This window comes from Enterovibrio norvegicus FF-33 (assembly GCF_000286835.2).
GTDB lineage: Bacteria > Pseudomonadota > Gammaproteobacteria > Enterobacterales > Vibrionaceae > Enterovibrio > Enterovibrio norvegicus_A.
This window is the reverse complement of record NZ_AJYD02000003.1, coordinates 75943-96018: the sequence shown is the minus strand read 5'-3', so window position 1 is coordinate 96018 and position 20076 is coordinate 75943. Positions and strand designations below refer to the sequence as shown.

The following is a 20076-nucleotide window of genomic DNA, read 5'->3' as shown; positions in this document are numbered from 1 at the left end:
TTAACTGTGGTGAAATAAACTGCTTTTCATGTGTCAAATTGGTTTTATTCACTAACTGGGGTTTTGGGTGATCTCACGACGAAAGCGTTAGTTGAATACGACGACGTGAGTTTGTCGTCGTCTCATTGGCTTGGAACGCGGTTGGCGCTGCTACGATTGCCACAGTTCGGCTTGTCACAAATTGATAATTTGGCAATGCAATGTTTTGTAAATTGAAAGAAATACTGGATGTTCCAACGTAGTATTACTTCGTGCATGAATCGGTATAACGAGATTTGTACTGATACTTTGTTGGATACGGAGGTCTTTTACCATGACACTGCGCCGAAAACTGCTTTTCTTTCCCGCCTTGGCGATCGGTGCGTTGGTGCTGTTTATGGCCATTACTTTGCGTCCTGATATTCCCGTGAAACCCGCACAATCTAAAGCGCGGGCTGTCGATGTGGTTACCTTAAAACAGCAAGACATTGCCCCAAAAGTGACGGGGTTTGGTCGGGTGACACCGAAACTAACGTGGCAAGCTATCGCCGAAGTGAATGGTAAGGTGATTTACCGAAATCCGGCGTTGCAAAAAGGGCAGGTACTGCCTGCTGGCACGGAATTACTTCGTATTGACCCGACGGATTACCAACTCGCCGTGGCGCAAGCACAAGCTGATGTGAGCGCAAAAGAAGCCCGTCTCGCCAAGCTCGATCTCGACGATACCAACTTGCAAGCCACGCTCGCGATTGAAATTCGGCGTCTTACCTTGAGCCGAGATGAACTCACTCGCCAGAAAAACCTGCGAAAGAAAGGGCTGACGTCCCAATCTGATCTGGATTCGGAGCAGCAAGCTTTCTTGTCGCAACAAGCGCGAGTGCAAGATCTGCAAAGCCAGATAAAAGTGCTGCCCGATGAAAAGCGGATCACTCAGGCAGAATTGGATGTTAGCCGATTGGCACTTGAGCAGGCTGAGCGCAATTTGGAGAAAACCCAAATTGTACTTCCGGTCGACAGCCGCATTGCGGAGGTTAATATCGAGCAAGATCAAGTGGTGACACCTCAACAAGTGATGGTGGTTGCCCATGGCCTTGAAGCAGTAGAAGTGGACGCACAAGTCTCTATTCACGATATGCAAACCGTGTTCGACACCTTGGTTGATGCAACCGGCAACGGTTTTGAACAAAAGATCCACCAACTGGATGCCAGTGTGGCGTTGTCGAGTGGTTCGTTTACCCGTGAGTGGGGCGCCAATGTGGCGCGCATTAGCGATACCGTGAACCTCAATCAGGCCACTGTAGGTGTGATTTTGGAAATCGCGCTGAGTGATAAAAAGCATGCGGCTATTGCTGCCATGCCGACACTGGTCAACGGCATGTTTGTTAAAGCCAGTATCTCAGGACAACCCGTTTCCCATTGGGTGATCCCCGAGCAAGCGCTCAGAGGCGATAAGATCTATGTGATGGAAGAAGGCGAGCTTGTCGTCTTGCCTGTGACTATTGTGTTCCGCAGCGGCAATCATGTTGCGATCGACGGCGCGCTGAAACAAGGACAGCAAATCGTTATCAACGATCTGCTGCCTGCGGTGCCCGGAATGACGCTGGAAGCCGTCACTGTCGATGGCGAAAGCGTTGACCGAAGCGGTATTGAACAGAGTCGTGTTGATGAAAACAGTATGGAGCAAAGCCGTGTCGGTGAAAAAGCGACAGAGGACGACGTATGATTCGTTTTTTCGCCCGACATCCGACAGCCGCCAATTTGCTGATGCTGACGCTGATCTTGTTGGGCCTGACGTCATTATCCAAACTTAAACGAGAAACCTTCCCCGAATTTGCGCCGCCTTACATTCTTGCCAATGTGGTTTATCCCGGAGCAAGCCCTGAGCAGGTAGAGCAGAATATCTGTCTGTTGATGGAAGAAGCTGTTGATGGGCTTTCCAATATCGAAGAAACGCGCTGTGAAGCGGTGGAAGGCTCCGCGAGTTTAGTGGTGAAACTCAATGCCGAGGCTGATATCTCGCGCATGCTGGTGGATATTCAAACCCAGATCAACGCCGTGAACAACTTCCCCAGTGATATCGAACCGCCTGTGGTGCGTGAGTTGGACTGGAATGAGCCAGTTGTTGATGTTGCGATCGCGGCAGAAACGGATTGGGTCGGGCTAAAAGCCTATGCCGAAGATCTCAAGCAAAAACTCAAGCACCAATATGATGTTCAACTGGTTAACGTGGCAGGATTTTCCGACAAGCAAATACGCATCGAAGTACGCGAAAGTGCCATACGCCAACTGGGCTTGAGTGTGGAAGATATCGCCGCGCAGATCAGCGCTCAAAATATCAATCTCCCTAGTGGCAATGTTGAATTAGCCGACAAAAGCTTGTTGATCCGCTTTGATCAGCGACGAATTGCTACAGAAACACTCGGTCAGATCGTGGTGGCGGCTGACAGCGAGGGTGGCGTGATCCGCCTGCAAGACATCGCCACACTAACAGAACGTTTTGAACTGGATGAACAAAAAGTCTGGTTTGATGGCAAGCCGTCTGCACTGCTTAAGATCAGCAAAAACAAAGCCGATGACGCCCTTCGTATCAAAGAAAGAGTGGTGCAGTTTGTCGACGATCAGCAAGCCATTGCGCCTGCGGGTGTCACCTTAAACCTCACCAATGATTTCTCGTCCCTGCTTTGGGATCGTCTGACCATGATGACCCGTAACGCATGGCAAGGGGTGATCTTGGTCTTTGGTGTCATGTGGCTGTTCTTCTCATTTCGCTATTCATTTTGGGTGGCGGCAGGTCTTCCAGTGGCCTTCCTTGGTAGCTTCTTTCTCATGGCGCAGCTTGGGTTATCGATCAACATCATGTCGCTGGTGGCGTTGCTAATGGCGATAGGGATCATGATGGATGACGCCATCGTGATCTCCGAATCCATCGCATCCCATATTGATCGGGGGCAGAAGCTGGAAGATGCGGTGGTCAATGGGGTGAAAAAGGTGCTGCCGGGCGTCGTGTCTTCCTATCTCACCACCGTGTGTATCTTTGGTAGCTTGATCTTCTTGCAAGGGGAAATGGGGGCTGTGCTGCGCGTCGTGCCCATGGTGCTGATCTTGGTCTTAACACTCAGCCTTGTTGAAGCCTTTCTTATCTTGCCGCACCACTTGCAACATTCACTCTCGAAGGCAGGCAAGCCTAAGCCTGATCTTGCGTTCAAACGAAAATTCTTAGAAAAATTCGAGCATTTTCGTGCTAATAGATTAGCGGTACTTGTCACCAAAGCCGTGGAATGGCGCTATGCATTTGTCGGTGGCGTGCTTGCCATGCTATTGATTTCATTCGCCCTGCTGGCTTCCGGCGCCGTGCGCTTTGTGGGGTTTCCCGAACTGGATGGTGATATTGCCGAAGCGCGAGTGATCCTGCCGCCAGGGTCTTCCTTGGCGCAAACCGAATCGGTTGTGGCAACGCTGATTGAATCTGCGAATCGGGTGAGTGAGCGCTTAAGTGAAGAGAATGAGCAAGGACAACCGCTGATTGAACACATTACCGAGCAGTTCAATTTTAACGCCGATGCCGACGAAAGCGGTCAGCACATTGCCACTGTGCGTATTGATTTGCTCAGCGCAGAAATGCGAGAAACATTGATCGATGATTTCGCCGCGGAATGGGAAAAAGAGACGGGCATGCTAACCACACCGATTTCTTTGGTGTTCAAGCAACCTGCCATGGGTCCCGGAGGACGTGATTTTGATATTCGATTGCAACACGACGATCTGGATGAATTGAAACAAGCATCGGTACAAATCCAGCAATTTATCGGACAGTTTGAGGGCGTGTCCGGTGTGCTTGATGATATGCGTCCAGGCAAAGAAGAAGTGAAGGTGACGCTGCGTCCTGGCGCGGAAACCTTTGGTATTAATGGTCAAATGATTGCGCGGCAGTTACGCGCGGCGTACTTCGGACAAACCGCTGATGAAATTCAAGTCGGGCCAGAGTCGATTGAAGTGGATGTGCGACTCGACAAAGACGATGCCAGCAGTCTACAAGGGTTGGCTAACTTTCCTATTGTTTTGCCTGATGGCAGCTTGATCCCCTTATCGACTGTGGCAGAGCTGAATTATCAGCGCAATTATGTGCGGATCCAGCGTATTGACGGGCTTCGCACTTTGAGTGTGTTTGGCGATGTGGTGCAAAGTCAGGTCAGCATTGGTGATGTATTAGCGCGCCTAAAAGAAGAAATTGTGCCCGGTTTGGAAACTCAATATCCAGGGCTGCGCGTGCTGTTTGAAGGGCAAAGTCAGGACTCGGCAGAAACAGGGCGTTCAATGGGCATTGGTTTTGCCCTTGGTCTGTTTGGCATCTTCGTTATCTTGAGTTTCCAATTCCGCAGTTACCTTGAACCTTTTGTGGTGTTGATAGCGATTCCGCTGGCACTGATTGGTGTGCTTTGGGGGCATTGGCTGCTTGGTCATCCTCTGAGTATGCCAAGCATGATGGGTTTTGTGTCTCTTGCTGGCGTGGTGGTGAATGACTCCATCTTGCTGGTGCAATACATTCGTCATCATTTAGATGAAGGGGATGATGTTTACAGCGCCGTGGTTCGCGCCAGTCAGGAGCGTTTTCGTGCGGTGTTCTTAACCTCGTTAACGACGGCGGCTGGTCTGTTGCCCTTAATGCTGGAAACCAGTTTGCAGGCACAAGTGGTGAAGCCATTGGTGATCTCGATTGTGTTCGGTATTTTCACCTCAACCTTACTGGTGTTGTTTATGATCCCTGCGGCCTACGCCATTTTGGCGGATTTTGGCAAAGTGAAACGGCATGAGCCATTACATGCACCTGGCTCGGTATAACTCGCTTCGGCATACGCACATTTCTACATAAATGTGATGGCATAAAATTCACACAGTCGTCTGCAAATCGTAACCGGACTGTCACTGCTCAACTCTACGCTGACTATGTAACGTCAATAAATGGAGTTGATGAATGCGCAGTCTCGTTACCCTCCAAAGGGTCGATCAGGCCGTATCTACCCTTTGTTTAAGCCACCGATTCAGTGCCGACATTGCACGCGTGTTTCGGTGGGTATCCAAAAGTGGAGACGGACATCTTTATCTGGCTATCGGTGCTTTGCTTGCACTGACAGCAGGCGACAAAGGCGTCTCGTTTCTTGTTTGTGGTTTGCAGGCATTTGCGATTGAGTTACCCGTTTATAGGGTGCTTAAGCGACTATTTCGTCGAGCTAGGCCACAGCACCTCCCTGCTTTTATTATCCCTTCCGATCTTTACAGTATGCCATCAGGCCATACGTCAGCGGCGTTTCTCATGGCAGCGCTTCTCAGTCATTTTTACCCTGATTACAACGCGGTGTATTGGACATGGGCAGCCAGTATCGGTGCTTCACGCGTGTTACTTGGCGTGCATTACGTTTCTGATGTGTTGGTGGGCGCGTTATTGGGGCTAGGGTGTGCGTCATTGGTATTGCGCTTTTCCGAGTATGTGTATTTTGCGGGATAGCCCGTATAACAATAGAGAGCAGTGATGAAAATTCTTTATGGCGTACAAGGAACGGGCAATGGACATATTTCCCGTGCACGGGCGATGGCACAAGCCTTAGCCGAAACGCCAAGCATCGAGGTGCAGTTTCTGTTTTCTGGCCGTGCCGAATCCGCGTATTTCGACATGGCAGTGTTTGGTGATTATATGGTGCGAAGAGGATTCACCTTCTTTAGTCATGCCGGAAAAATTGATCACGTAAAAACGGCGCTCAACAATAATTTGTGGCAGTTTATGCAGGAAGTGCGCTCGCTGGATGTGACGCAATACGATTTGGTGATTTCAGATTTCGAGCCTGTCACTGCGCATGCCGCCAAGCATCGTGGTGTTCCTTCTCTTTCAATCAGCCATCAGTCCGCGTTTCTTTATGACGTGCCCAAGCAAGGGCAAACCCTCATAGATAAAGCCATCATGCGTTTTTTTGCGCCCACTGAACTCAACATCGGCCTTCACTGGTATCACTTCAACCAACCCGTTTTACCGCCTATTATTGATTTGAAACCGAACGATTCACATCCCAAAAGCGGCGCGGTATTGGTGTATTTACCGTTTGAACGGTTGGACAGTGTTCTCACCACCTTGCGACACTTTTCTTCATCATTTATCTGTTTCCATCCTGATTGTCAGAACGCGGCACAAGATGGCAATGTTGATCTTCGGCCATTAAGCAAAGCCGAATTTCAACAGGCTTTATTCGCTTGTGATGGCGTGATTGCGAACGGCGGTTTTGAGTTGCCCTCTGAAGCTTTATCTTTGGGCAAAAAATTGCTGCTTAAACCTCTCAGTGGTCAGTTTGAGCAGCAAAGCAATGTCACCACGTTAGAGATACTTGGTTTGGCAAGCACCATGGAAAGTTTGGACATAAATGCGATCCGCCAATGGTTAGCGCACTCAGAAAGTCAGCGAGTGAAATATCCTGAAGTGGCCGAAGCCATTGCGCAATGGTTAGCCGTGGGGGATACGAGTACCTTGCCTGAGCTTCATGAGCAGCTTTGGTCACAGGTGGAATTCCCCGAACATGTGAACGATTTATTGTCGGATTTTTGGCCAAGTCAACGTCGTAAACAGGCGATGTTCAACATGAAGTTACCTGTGGGATCAAATAAAAAAGCCAAGCAGTATTGATTGCATGAATGGGTTGGCGTCGAGGATTTTGTGTGCGATTTTTAGATCTATATGGTTGTTTTATAATCGAAAAAAGCAATTGATTTTTAGGTTTACCCTCCTGCCTATGAACATGTTTTTATAACAATTTACTGGGGTATCTTTCGCCAGTCATGTTACTAAGTTTGTGTCCCAGTCATGGTGTGTTCAGTTTCATTAAGTAAACTTATCACCTGTCAGGACATGAACGCGTGTTTGACGTTCCATTATCCAAACTCGATCCGCTGTGCTCAATGGCATAGCTACCTAATCGCTTTGTAATCGCCCTTTTTAGGTGTGATAGCAGTTTGTATACATGGGTAACGTTGACACATTTACTCCCTTGTTCAAGGTTTAGGTATGACGCATATAGAGTCGACGAATAATTCTGAAAATCGCGCTGATACGACGCTGAGAAGTGTCGATCTTAATCTCATCACAGTGTTTGATGCGGTGATGCAAGAGCAGAACATTACTCGTGCCGCACAAAATTTAGGGATGTCGCAACCTGCAGTGAGCAACGCAGTGGCTCGCTTGAAAGTCATGTTTAATGACGAGCTGTTTGTACGTAATGGCCGTGGCATTAAACCTACCCAGCGTGCGCGCCAGTTATTTGGTCCTATTCGTCAAGCCATACAATTGATCAAGAACGAACTGCCAACGTCAGTGTTTGTTCCTGAAACGAGCAACCGTACGTTCCGACTGGCAATTTGTAGCCCATCGGACATGCGTTTTGTTCCGCAAATCCTGAACTCGATCAACCGCGTCGCTCCGGCCATTAATGTTCAGGTAGAAACCGAGTTTGATCGCGATATTTCTCGCAAGCTTCGTTATCAGGAAATCGACTTTGTGATTGATTACCTGCGTTTTGGCGAAACCGGTTTTTCTAGTACTGAAATGTTTAACGACGAACTGGTTGTGGTGGTCAATAAAAATCACCCACGACTGGCAGATAGCATTACAGCAAAAGCCTTGCTAAATGAAGCGCATGCAGTGCTAAAACACAACGGAGAAATGCTGAGTTATGCCGAAGGCTTCTATCGCGATGGTCGATACCGTGAAGCATACCAAGGCGTAAGTTTAAGCAATATTTTGTATGTCGTGAGCCAATCTGAATTAGTGGCGGTTGCGCCGCGCTGGATGGTGGAATCGGGTCAACATCAAACCAACCTTAAGACACTCCCACTGCCGTTAGAAAACAATCGCATTAGTGGTTATTTAAGTTGGCATGCCTCTGCTGAAAAAGACAAAGGTCACCTCTGGATGCGTGATCAACTGCTGTCGATTTGTGGTAACTCGTTGAGTTAATAGCCACATAATTATCTGTGAACGACCCGCCAAAGCCGACATTGCGTCGGCTTTTTGTTTATGTGCTTTTCCTTCGTGCATTATTGATACGTATTGTTACAACTTCCTTATAATTTGAGAGAACAGGTGTACTCTGAAATGAACACTGTTCGTATTCATTTATGGTCGATTATTAACCGTGTTTCCGGCGCTTTTTCTTGTAATTGATGTAGGAGTCATTACACTGCAAGTCTAGTTTGAGCTTACAAGTGTTAGCTCATATTTTTGATGTTTCGCAAGGTGTGCTTGCGGGGCATAAGATGTGCTGAGAGAGAATTGAATGGCGCTGAAATTTCATATCGTTAATCGTATCCGTGAGCAGGTAAAAGCGCAGGGAGATAAAACCGCATTGCGTTTCCAAACAGCGAAAGGTTGGGGCGATATCAGCTGGCGTCAATTTGGTCAGCGCATCGACGATATATCGCGTGCAATGTTGGTATCAGGACTGGCTGTGCAGGACAAGATCGCTATTTTCGCGAACAATTGTCCAGAATGGACCATCACGGACATGGCAGCCCTGCAAATTCGTTGTGTGCCTGTGCCTATCTACCCAACCAACACGCCAGATCAGACGGCCTATATCCTAAAGGATGCGGGTGCGCGAGTGCTGTTTGTGGGTGACCAAACTCATGCAGATATCGCGATGTCGATTGCAGAGCAATGTCCGGCGCTTGAGCACATTATTAGCTTTAATGAGAACGTGGATTTTGCTGGCCACCCAATGGGGATGAGCTGGGAAGCATTCATGGCTCTTGGCAACGATAACGTTGAGCAAGAACTTCAAACGCGCATTGCAGATGCTGCGATGGATGATTTGACGACGCTGATTTATACCTCGGGCACGACAGGCGAGCCAAAAGGCGTGATGTTAGATTACGCGAACTTTGCTGCCCAGCTTGAAAGTCACGACAAAGTACTATCTATCTCTGAAAACGAAGTGTCATTGGCCTTTTTGCCATTGTCCCACGTGTTTGAGCGTTGTTGGACGCTATTCGTGTTGCATAACGGCGCAACCAACTGCTACTTGTCGAATACCAATGCTGTTCGTGAAGCACTGCAAGAAGTACAGCCGACAGTCATGTGTGCGGTACCGCGGTTCTACGAGAAAATTTATAGCGCAGTCCACGAAAAAGTGGCAACGGCGAACCCAGTGAAAAAAGGCATGTTCCATGCCGCTGTTGCCATTGGTAATAAAATGGCAACGAGCATTCAGCAGGGCAAAAAGCCGTCAGCCTTGCTACAAGCAAGCTACCGCATGGCAGACAAACTGGTACTGAGCAAACTGCGCCAACTGCTGGGTGGTCAAATTAAGATGATGCCGTGTGGCGGCGCAAAACTTGAACCAACCATTGGTCGTTTCTTCCACGCTATTGGCATCAACGTCAAACTGGGTTACGGCATGACCGAAACCACGGCGACGGTTTCATGCTGGGACAGCGCGACGTTTGACGCGGATTCTATCGGATTGGCGATGCCTGGCGCGCAAGTGAAGATTGGCAAAAACAATGAGATTCTGGTTCGTGGTCCAATGGTCATGCGTGGCTACTTCAACAAGCCAAAAGAAACGGCCGAAACCTTTACGGAAGACGGTTATTTAAAAACTGGGGATGCGGGACATATCGATGCGGCGGGTAATCTGTTTATTACCGACCGCATCAAAGAGCTGATGAAAACCTCTGGTGGCAAATACATTGCGCCGCAAGTGATTGAAGGTAAGCTGGGTAAAGACCACTTTATTGAGCAAATTGCCGTGGTTGCAGATGCGCGTCACTTTGTTTCTGCCTTGGTTGTACCGTGTTTTGAAACACTGGAAGGCTGGGCGAAAGAACTCAACATTAAGTATCACGATCGCATGGATCTGATTAAACACAGCGACGTGGTCGAAATGTTTGAAAAGCGGATCACCGAGCTACAAAAAGAGTTGGCGAAGTTTGAACAGGTGAAAAAATTCACTTTGTTGCCGTCAGAATTCTCGATGACAAACGGTGAATTAACACCCACGCTTAAATTGCGCCGTAAAGTCATTCTTGAGCGTTATAAAAAGCAAATCGAAGCCATGTATAAGAAGCACATGTAATTCGGATTGCATACGGCAAACAAGCATCTTGATGTTGCTTGAGTCTAAACAGCAAATAAGCCCAGCGTGAATTTCCGCTGGGCTTTGTTTTATCTGGCTTTATGGCAGGGAATGTCCGTGTGTTTCATGCTGTCTTATTCATGATACGATCGCCAATTAATGGCACTTTACGGACGACTTGAGCCGGTTTTGGTTCTAACTTGCCAAAAATGGCGTTTTGCTCGTCAACAAAAGGCTGACTCTCGAACACTAAATGTTGTCAATGGGTCTTAATTCAGCGGTAGATGCTGTCATAGTAGGCTGTAACAGAGTCTTTGCTGATGAAAAGTTCATCAGATAGAGTTTTACTGGGAATTTCGGTTAACCAATAGACAGATTTGCTAACAAAGCGTTAAAGTTGCAGTGCTGTTTTGATTCTTGTTACTACCGGAATCAAAGGCATAGCTGGCATGGGAAATTGGCAAGTAAGTCGTAAATGCCGAGTCTCATCAATAGGCTACAAATAAGTCCTAATACTATGCATACATGGAGGCGTATAGTGGAAATGTTATCCGGAGCCGATATGGTCGTTCGTTCAATGATCGACCAGGGCGTAAAACATATTTTTGGTTATCCAGGCGGATCAGTGCTGGATATCTATGATGCTCTACACGAAAAAAGCGATATAGAGCACGTGCTCGTTCGTCACGAGCAAGCAGCAGTGCACATGGCTGATGGTTATGCCCGTGCAACCGGTGAAGTGGGTGTGGTACTGGTCACCTCAGGGCCAGGTGCAACCAACGCGATTACAGGTATTGCTACCGCGTATTACGATTCCGTTCCTATGGTCGTGCTTTCCGGTCAGGTGATGAGTAACCTGATTGGTAATGACGCTTTCCAGGAATGTGACATGGTGGGGATTTCACGCCCTATCGTAAAACACAGCTATCTAGTGAAAAATGCGGAAGACATTCCGAAAATCATCAAAAAAGCCTTTTATCTCGCATCGACTGGCCGTCCGGGTCCAGTGGTTGTTGACCTGCCAAAAGATATGCTGAACCCTGCCAATAAATTTCCGTATGAATATCCGGAAAGCATGTCCATGCGTTCTTACAACCCAACGACCACGGGTCACAAAGGACAAATCAAGCGTGGCTTAAAAGCCCTGCTTGAGGCGAAAAAGCCGGTTCTTTATGTGGGTGGCGGTGCCATTATCTCTGAGTGTGGCGAGCAAATTAAAACGCTGGCAGACACGTTAAATATTCCGGTTATCAGTACACTGATGGGCTTGGGAGCTTATCCGAGTACGGGTGACAAATCGCTGGGTATGCTTGGCATGCACGGCACATACGAAGCCAACATGGCAATGCACAATTCCGATCTTATTTTCGGCATCGGTGTGCGTTTTGACGACAGGACGACCAACAACGTCGAAAAATACTGTCCGAATGCCAAGATCATGCATATCGACATCGACCCATCGAGTATTTCGAAAACGATCTCGGTGGATATCCCGATTGTTGGTTCGGCAGATGCGGTACTTAGCACCATGCTGAGACTCCTGACCGAGCAAGGCGGCACGAACGATGCTGCAGCGCTTGACGCATGGTGGAGCAACATCAATGTGTGGCGTGATCGTAAGTGTCTGGCGTATGAAACCAAAAGTGATCGCATTAAGCCGCAACAGGCCGTTGAAGCCGTCTATAAGCTGACGAATGGTGATGCTTACGTGGCATCCGATGTGGGTCAGCACCAAATGTTTGCGGCGCTGTACTACCCGTTTGACAAGCCACGTCGCTGGATCAATTCCGGTGGTCTTGGCACCATGGGCTTTGGCCTGCCTGCAGCCATGGGCGTGAAATTCGCGCTTCCTGATGCAGAAGTGATTTGTGTCACTGGTGATGGCAGTATCCAGATGAATATCCAGGAGCTGTCGACCGCATTGCAATACGATATTCCCGTCAAGATTATCAACCTCAACAACCGCTTCCTCGGTATGGTGAAGCAGTGGCAAGACATGATTTATCAAGGTCGTCACTCACAATCGTACATGGATTCGGTGCCTGATTTCGCGGCCATTGCAGAAGCCTATGGTCATGTAGGTATTCGCATTAACGATCCGGCTGAGCTGGAAAGTGAGCTGGCGCGTGGATTGGCGATGAAAGACAAATTGGTCTTTTTCGACATCAGCGTTGATGAAACCGAGCACGTATACCCAATGCTGGTACGAGGCGGTGCGATGAATGAAATGTGGTTGAGTAAGACGGAGAGAACATAATGCGCAGTATTTTATCGGTTTTGATGGAGAACGAGCCAGGCGCATTGTCCCGTGTTGTTGGTTTGTTTTCTCAGCGCGGTTATAACATTGAATCTTTGACGGTTTCACCGACAGATGATCCAACGCTGTCTCGTCTTAACATTACCACGACGGTGGTGAGAGACTCTGAACGAGAGCAAATTGAGAAGCACCTGCATAAGCTCATTGATGTACTCAAAGTCAGCAACGTGACCGAATCTGATCACATTGAACGTGAACTGGCGATGGTAAAAGTAAAAGCAACGGGTTTTGCACGTGCAGAAGTGAAACGCACCGCTGATATTTTCCGTGGTCAGATTGTTGATGTGACCAATTCGCTGTATACGGTTCAGCTAGCGGGTACGAGCGACAAGATTGACGCTTTTATTTCAGCAATGAAAGACGTCACTGACATCATCGAAGTCGCACGAAGTGGTGTTGTTGGTATTGCACGCGGTGAGCGAGCATTACGTCAGTAATCGCTGATAGCCAAAGCTCGATAAGCGCTGTTTAATAAGAAAAACCGAGGGTGGAAACGCCGTCGGTTTTTTTGTGAGGAAAGTTCAAGAGTAAGAGCAAAAAGCATCTCTCATCTTGTTACTTTTCTTTAGGCGTAAAAAAAGGAGCCAATCGGCTCCTTTTTCAGCTTCAGTAAACGTCTCTTACAGAACGTGTACAGAAGAAGTGTTAGTCGTACCTGAAGCAACCAGTGCGCCAGAAACCATAACAACGATGTCGCCTTTCGTGCCAAGACCTGATTCTAGAGCGATTTCTTTACCTTGACGGTAAAACTCGTCAGTGCTCTCGTACTGGTCAACAACCACTGGCGTAATACCTTTGCTCAAGCAAAGTTGCGCAGCAGTTTTCGCGTTAGTCGTTACTGCGATGATGTTTGCAGTTGGGAAGTACTTACGAACTGAACGTGCAGATTTACCCGCTTCAGTTGCAACAACGATCAATGGAGCACCCAGCTTCTCAGCGGTGTCTACTGCGCCTTTACATACTGCTTCAGTGATGCGTAGACGAGCGCTGTCTAGACGTGAACCTAGCTCAGCTTTCAGTACTGAATCAGTACGCTTAGCGATTTGTGCCATGATGGTTACTGCTTCAACTGGGTATTTACCTTTAGCGGTTTCACCAGAAAGCATGACTGCATCAGTACCATCCATGATGGCGTTCGCAACGTCGCCCGCTTCAGCGCGAGTTGGACGTGGGTTCTTGATCATTGAATCCAGCATTTGAGTTGCAGTGATAACAACTTTACGTGCACGGTTACATTTCTCAATCATCATCTTCTGCGCGAAGATAACTTCTTCAGCAGGGATTTCTACGCCCAAGTCACCACGAGCAACCATGATGCCGTCAGACAGCTCAAGGATCTCGTCGAAGTTATCTACACCTTCTTGGTTTTCGATCTTCGAGATGATTTGGATGCTCTCGCCGCCGTTAGCAGCAAGGATTTCGCGAATTTCTTTAACGTCAGATGCTTTACGGATGAAAGAAGCCGCAACGAAGTCAACGCCTTGCTCACAACCGAATACTAGGTCGCTCTTGTCTTTTTCAGACAATGCAGGAAGGTTAACTGAAACACCTGGCAGGTTAACGCCTTTGTTTTCGCCCAGATCGCCATTGTTCAGTACTTTACAGATAACGTCAGTTTCTGTGGTTTCCAGTACTTCCATTTCGATCAGACCATCATCAACAAGGATGATGTTGCCAGCGTTCAGGTCTTGAGAAAGACCCGTGTAAGTCACAGCAACGCGCTCTGAATTACCCACTACTGATGCGTCAGTAGTGAAAGTGAACGTTTGGCCTGCAACTAGCGCAACGTCGTTGCCGCCTTCTAGTTTGATGGTGCGGATTTCAGGACCTTTGGTATCCAGCAGGATTGCTAGCTGCTTACCAGTGTTCTTCATCACGTCGCGAAGGTTCGCGATACGCGTACCGTGTTCGTCGAAGTTACCGTGTGAGAAGTTCAGACGCATTACGTTCATGCCAGCATCAGCTAGCTTGGTCAGCATTTCTACTGATTCAGTTTTTGGTCCAATCGTACAAACGATTTTGGTCTTTTTCATGTAGGGTTCTCTCCGGTCGAGCTTTTAACCAAGGGACAATTGTTGCTGTAATCACGATTATTCACGCTCGATGTCTGTAATAAAACAACAAGCTAATACGTAGTGAGCAATAAGATTGCCTTATGCTCTTACAGCGTTAATACAGATTCATGACACAGTAATTGTGTTGTCCAAACGGTGTTTATCGCTTGGACAACACAACTCACTCATGAAAGCGGACACAGTATACATTGTTTATGTGGCGGAAATTTGATCGCAGGCAATGGATAAAGAGTATTTCCTACCTTCATTCCATCATCCACTCAAATGATACAGGTACAGTGCCGCGCTCAAGGGCCGTAAATTTACCACATAAAATGAGGTAGATCACTAACTGGCAACGATTCAGCAAAGAGCCGTAAACCTTGAGGATTGAAGAGATGAATGCGGTGAAGAATAGGCATTTAGCGCGTTATTCTCCCAGTATTTACATGAAACTTAACTACATTATTCTTGTTGATATTCGGTTTTCTCATAAAGTTTCACACAAAAACCGAGACACTTCTCGTTATCGCCATTCAAAGGATAATCAGGGTAGGGGGACTCGCTTAAACTTTGCGACAATGTTATCAAATTATTCGCCAAGCTGGCACATTTCAAAGGAATGCATTTGTATCATCAATTGGTTACGCTGGCTTTAACCGCGGCCATAGTTTTATGGACGTCGGCCAGTGTTGCGATGCCTACGGTTGGCGAAAATATCCTAACCGTGACCAATTCACACAGTTGGAAACCGTTTGCATTTGTAGAAGATGGTGAGCCTAAAGGGTTGCTCGTGGACTATTGGCGTCTTTACGGAGACGTGAATCAGGTGCCCGTCGAATTTATACTCTCTGATTGGAATGACTCCTTAGAACATGTCGCTCAAGGGGGAAGGAAAGTGCATGCGGGGTTACTGTATTCATCATCTCGCGATCATTTTCTGGATTACACGCTACCACTTTTCGAAATATCGGCTTCCCTTTATATCGCTAACGACAGTGAGCAACTGAAAACGCCAAATATTCTGCCTGAGATGGAAATCGGTGTGGTGCGAGGTGGATACGAAGAAGAGTACCTAAAGTCGCGATATCCGTTGGTCAAGTTGGTGGGCTTTGATAACAACGCCAAACTAATAGAGGCAGGACTCAACGGCCAAGTAAATCGTATGTTGCTCGATACTCAAGTCGCGACCTACTACTTATCACAACGGACTGATCCTTATCAGTTCATACCTATTGATATTCTCTATACCAAGATGATTTACGCCGCGGTGCCAGAAGACAATGAAGCGTTGCGAGACGAAATTATCGCGGGAATGAAGAATATCCCACAGACAGAAATTACGCGCATTGAGCAGAAATGGCTGAACACGAGTCATGTGTTTACGGTACCTGGATGGGTTTGGCCTTTAGGGTTAGTTTTGATCGCTTTGGTGACATTTAGTTATATTGTCCTGCTTCGCCAAACGGTTCAGCGAAAAACACGCGACCTGAAGGCACTCAACAAAAAGTTGGAAGCGTATGCATTCACGGACTCGCTGACCGGGCTGTTGAATCGTCGTGGGCTTGAAAAAATGTTTGAAGGCCGAAAAGTAAAGGCATTGATGAAAAGCCGACAACTGGCGGTGTTAATGATAGATGTCGATCATTTCAAGCGAATTAACGACAACTTCGGTCATAGGAAAGGTGATGAAGTGCTGATCGGCCTAGGCAAAGCATTTGAACACTCACTGAAAGAAGGCATCGCGTTATCGCGTTTAGGCGGCGAAGAATTCTGCTTATTATTGGAGGTCAAAAACCGGCATCATCTCGACGCAGTCACCGAATACATTCGTTGTCGTCTTGTCCCTAGCGCTTCGCAACGCGAGTTGGGATTGGAGGTGAATGCATCGATAGGTGCTGTATTGGTAGATACAAAACGAGGACATTTATCGCTGGATTCACTGATCCACCAAGCGGATAAATTGATGTATTTGGCAAAGGCAGCAGGGCGGAATAGTGTGAAAACGAAATCGCTGTCGAGCGAGGGAAAGCAGCACCATGCATTCGGTGTATTGAGTTAACGTGCCGAGTGGTTGCTGTGTGTTAGCTCACCAATGTGTAAATCAGTCAGGTAAGCAAGGTGTTGGCGCTGAATCGTCAGCGTCATTGTTGATGACCTGGTTACGCCCAGACTCCTTCGCAATATAGAGAGACTTATCTGCGCGTAAACTGGCAGAAATAAACCCTTCCGCATCGCTGATTTCAGTGGCACCGATGGAAACGGTGACATTTATAGCCAGAGGCTGCTTATTTAAATGACTGACACGGACGGTTAAATCTTCAATTCGACCGCGCAACATTTCGAGGCGTGCGCAAACGTCTTGCCTATCATCAGCCCAAATAAGTAGCGCAAACTCCTCGCCACCTAAACGAAAAGCACACTCTTCTGGTTCGGTGAACTCCTCGATAATACGTGCGAGTTGCTTCAGGACAAGATCGCCAACGGGGTGACCAAAGCTATCGTTGATACGTTTAAAGTGATCAATATCGACCATCGCCAGGTATTGGCGGCGCTGAGGCGTGGCATTGCGTTCATTGAACAAATCGAGCAAGTAACGACGATTATAAAGGTTCGTGAGATCATCCCGATTGGCCATGTCTCTTAATGTACGCTCTCGGAATACCTGATCGGTTACCACACTCACGAAGGTACACATTGCTTTTTCACCGAACCAATCAATCACTTTATCTGTGATTTCCGCAATCATCGGATTACCTTTCAAATCAGTGTGATTGATGACTTCGGGTGGGGTCGGTGTGCCTGTTTCAATGGCATGCTTGTAGCGACGCTGTGCCTCAGGCCAGTGGTCATCTTCAAATAACACTCGAATACTTTCTAGATTCAACACCTCTTGGGCGTTCGACATGCCACTAAATTTCGCAAACGCATTGTTCGCGTACTTAGGTACGAAATCGATGTGGATCACACAAGGGTTAGGATGAATATCTAAAATGTCTTTGAAATCTGGCATCGCATGGGCAAGGTATTAGTCAAAAGAGTGTGAAACTTATCATTTATCCATGTGTAAACTGCGATGTGTTTCAAGAAGTTGGGATTATTGTCATGTTTTTCTCGATGTCGAGATGAGTGTGTTGCATATCTACAGATGTAACGGCTGACTATATAGTGAATCGAATTGATAATGAGACAATGAAGTTGTCGGGTGAATGCTAGCGACCGTTCGTGACAGACGTAAAAGCCCTTTATAACGATGTGGAAATCCTATCATCATTACTCAGGCGGCTTGTTGAAGGGGGATTTGAACGCGATAGAAAATAAATCTCGCTATTTTAAAATTGCACGGTATAGTGATGGCTGGCTCTTAGAAAAGAGTTGTTAATGCTACATTTAGTATAAGTTTCTTCTCAGCTACTTCTCGATACCCTTCGTTTAATATTCTGCGTCAAATTTGTCTTCATCGAACATTCAATAGCTTTCATTATCAGCCTTCATTAAATAATTCATACATATATAAAAAATAGAGGTCACTATGTCTGCTAAAACGACTGGTACAGTAAAATGGTTCAACGAAGCGAAAGGTTTTGGTTTCCTTACTCAGGATAATGGCGGAAAGGACGTATTCGTTCATTTCAATGCAATTGTTTCTGATGGCTTTAAAACCCTAGCCGAAGGTCAAAAAGTTAGCTTTAACGTAGAAGATGGTCCTAAAGGCCTGCAAGCTAGTGAAGTAGCAGCGCTATAATTTAGCGATGCATAATGGCGCACTGTGACAACGAATATTGATCATGTTGCGTCATTAGACCTTTCAGTTTTCCCCGAATAACCCAATAAAATCATTTTCTAAACGCGTCACATACTCTCAGTATGTGCTGAAGCGAACCTGTAGAAAATAATAAGGAATATTATGTCCCGTAGAACAACACGCCAACGACACTGGTACCAATTGTCACGTGAAAAAAAACAATTAATAACAACGAGTGAATAATGCTAAAAATTGATTTCCATTTAGAACAAGAAAACGCATCTTGGAACGCAGAAATACATCAGCTAAACAGTGACGTTTTAAAAAGGCACATATTGCCAAAGATAACATCGACTAATCGTAATATTGATTTCGAATACTGTGACAAAACATGCTCAGGAAAAATCATTGAGCCGAGTGGCAATGTTGTCGGTGATTTTACCGTACATTAATGCTTTAAGCATTTCAGCGATAACCGCCCCGCTAAAAACGCATAGAGAGCGAGACTTATACAGAAATTCGATCTTGTCGTCAGACTGACACCCATCGATAATCACCAAGTATCGCTCTAACTTCCCCGTACTTTTCGAAACACACCGTCAAGCGCCTGTTTACTCGTCTTACTGATCGTCTGCATCAACCTAAACTCAGGGTTGCGAATGTGCTGCTGATCCAACTCGTCGAGCATAAGCATCCATAGCTTTGCGGTCATTTGAGCATCCGCCAATGCGCGGTGAAAGACGCCATCATGATCAATACGTTTAAACCGAACCAGCTCGCCAAGTTTATGACTGGGCGCATCCTGAATAAGACGCCGTGCAATCAGCATCGAACAAGCGAACTGGCCGGAATAGCCGACATTAAGCGGCTCTAGCTCTGCATCCAAAAAGCGTTTATCGAATGACGCGTTGTGTGCAACAAGATTACTTCCCGCAATAAACTCCCCAAACTGTGCCATGACTTCAGCGCAAGGCTGTGCCGTACGCAGCATGTTATTGGTGATGCCGGTATACCCTTCAATAAAGCTACTGACCCGAAAGCCTGGGTTCATGAGCGCCTGAAACGTATCAACAACTTCACCATCAACCAGTTTTACCGCACCAATCTCGATCGCTCTGTCGCCCATATTGGGTGATAAGCCAGTGGTCTCGAAATCGAGCACGATAACGCTGTGCGCGGGTGTATGTGCAAGTGTTGATGACATGAAAATGACCTTGTTAATACATGAAAGGAAAACGGTGGGAGTATATACCCAATCAATCTCAAGATGCTTGCTCAACGAGAATTTGTAGGCCGACAGGCGCAGCGCTGGTTTGAAAGCACTCTCGTTTTACGTTGAGGATCGCGTTGTCGTAGTGAGCATTATGATGCGTCTCTGTTATTGTCCAGCCACGCTTTTAGTTTATCTGTGTGTTGAAGCATTTGGCGCATTTCATCGTTTTCCCACTGGTCAAAACATTGATTAATCACGGGAAGAAAACTGGCGAAAGCAGATTGCACACGAGCAAGACCATCCGCATTGATTTTGATCCACTTCTTCCTGCCGTCCGCATCATCTTTTCTAATATCAACGAGCCCTTGCTCTGCGAGCTTATTGACGACTTTGGTTAGCCCTGGCTGGTTCATTTGCATCACCTGAGCAAGCTGACTAATGGTCTGCTCTCGCTCTGGCTGGTGCGAAAAGTGATTCAGTAAATTGAACTGTGATTGGTTTAACCCGCAAGGCTCAAGTGCCTTACTCAGCCACGCATCGGAAAGTTGATTTATGATCCCTAATGAAATCATTATCTTAAAGGACAATCCCTGCTTTTCTGTCAACATATGCATCAAACCTCTTGATAAATATTCCGTGGAATGTATATTTATTCCATG

The 20076-nt window shown here is 46.9% G+C and carries 15 protein-coding genes; 11 read left to right on the top strand and 4 right to left on the bottom strand.

Going from position 1 to position 20076, the window contains the following annotated elements; all coding sequences use genetic code 11:
• Window positions 1–313 precede the first annotated feature (313 nt).
• From A1OO_RS00865 to ilvN, 8 genes are all read left to right on the top strand, one after another.
• The gene (locus A1OO_RS00865; RefSeq protein WP_017005193.1) at window positions 314–1702 is read left to right on the top strand and encodes an efflux RND transporter periplasmic adaptor subunit; all 1389 of its coding nucleotides are present in this window, start codon (window positions 314–316) and stop codon (window positions 1700–1702) included.
• Window positions 1699–4818, top strand: coding sequence for an efflux RND transporter permease subunit (locus tag A1OO_RS00860; RefSeq protein ID WP_017005190.1), 3120 nt, complete (start codon window positions 1699–1701; stop codon window positions 4816–4818). The genes A1OO_RS00865 and A1OO_RS00860 overlap by 4 nt, the downstream gene beginning before the upstream one ends.
• 133 nt (window positions 4819–4951) lie before the next feature.
• The gene (locus A1OO_RS00855; protein WP_016959000.1) at window positions 4952–5482 is read left to right on the top strand and encodes a phosphatase PAP2 family protein; all 531 of its coding nucleotides are present in this window, start codon (window positions 4952–4954) and stop codon (window positions 5480–5482) included.
• A gap of 24 nt (window positions 5483–5506) precedes the next feature.
• Window positions 5507–6646 (top strand): MJ1255/VC2487 family glycosyltransferase, encoded by a 1140-nt coding sequence (locus A1OO_RS00850; RefSeq protein ID WP_016958999.1) that lies wholly within the window; start codon window positions 5507–5509, stop codon window positions 6644–6646.
• 378 nt (window positions 6647–7024) lie between these two features.
• Window positions 7025–7972: a transcriptional regulator LeuO gene (gene leuO, locus A1OO_RS00845; protein WP_016958998.1), complete on the top strand. Its 948-nt coding sequence runs from the start codon at window positions 7025–7027 to the stop codon at window positions 7970–7972.
• 319 nt (window positions 7973–8291) lie between these two features.
• Entirely contained in the window at window positions 8292–10088 is a 1797-nt protein-coding gene (locus A1OO_RS00840) for an AMP-dependent synthetase/ligase (protein ID WP_017005188.1), read from the top strand.
• A 538-nt stretch (window positions 10089–10626) separates the two neighbouring features.
• A complete protein-coding gene (locus tag A1OO_RS00835; protein ID WP_016958996.1) occupies window positions 10627–12345 on the top strand; it encodes an acetolactate synthase 3 large subunit in 1719 nt (572 codons plus the stop codon).
• Window positions 12345–12842 carry an acetolactate synthase small subunit gene (ilvN, locus tag A1OO_RS00830; protein WP_016958995.1) on the top strand — a complete coding sequence of 166 codons (498 nt, stop codon included), beginning with the start codon at window positions 12345–12347 and terminating at the stop codon, window positions 12840–12842. The genes A1OO_RS00835 and ilvN overlap by 1 nt, the downstream gene beginning before the upstream one ends.
• 183 nt (window positions 12843–13025) lie before the next feature.
• Here the strand turns inward: ilvN and pykF are convergent, their stop codons facing one another.
• Complete coding sequence (gene pykF / locus A1OO_RS00825) at window positions 13026–14438, bottom strand: pyruvate kinase PykF (protein ID WP_017005184.1); 1413 nt, start codon at window positions 14436–14438, stop codon at window positions 13026–13028.
• 649 nt (window positions 14439–15087) lie between these two features.
• Here pykF and A1OO_RS00820 point away from each other — a divergent pair.
• On the top strand, window positions 15088–16521 hold the full coding sequence (locus tag A1OO_RS00820) for a sensor domain-containing diguanylate cyclase (RefSeq protein ID WP_017005182.1): 1434 nt from the start codon (window positions 15088–15090) through the stop codon (window positions 16519–16521).
• Window positions 16522–16563: 42 nt separating this feature from the next.
• Here the strand turns inward: A1OO_RS00820 and A1OO_RS00815 are convergent, their stop codons facing one another.
• Window positions 16564–17472, bottom strand: coding sequence for a sensor domain-containing diguanylate cyclase (locus A1OO_RS00815; protein ID WP_017005180.1), 909 nt, complete (start codon window positions 17470–17472; stop codon window positions 16564–16566).
• 519 nt (window positions 17473–17991) lie between these two features.
• On the opposite strand from A1OO_RS00815, the gene cspE reads away from it, so the two are divergent.
• Both cspE and A1OO_RS23705 read left to right on the top strand, forming a co-directional pair.
• A complete protein-coding gene (gene cspE / locus A1OO_RS00810) occupies window positions 17992–18204 on the top strand; it encodes a transcription antiterminator/RNA stability regulator CspE (RefSeq protein ID WP_016958991.1) in 213 nt (70 codons plus the stop codon).
• A gap of 242 nt (window positions 18205–18446) precedes the next feature.
• Window positions 18447–18656, top strand: a complete 210-nt coding sequence (locus A1OO_RS23705; protein WP_016958990.1) for a hypothetical protein — start codon at window positions 18447–18449, stop codon at window positions 18654–18656.
• A 116-nt stretch (window positions 18657–18772) separates the two neighbouring features.
• Here A1OO_RS23705 and A1OO_RS00800 read toward each other — a convergent pair whose 3' ends face one another.
• Complete coding sequence (locus A1OO_RS00800) at window positions 18773–19408, bottom strand: 3'-5' exonuclease (protein ID WP_016958989.1); 636 nt, start codon at window positions 19406–19408, stop codon at window positions 18773–18775.
• Between the two features lie 158 nt (window positions 19409–19566).
• Window positions 19567–20031 carry a MarR family winged helix-turn-helix transcriptional regulator gene (locus A1OO_RS00795; protein ID WP_017005178.1) on the bottom strand — a complete coding sequence of 155 codons (465 nt, stop codon included), beginning with the start codon at window positions 20029–20031 and terminating at the stop codon, window positions 19567–19569.
• Window positions 20032–20076: the final 45 nt, after the last annotated feature.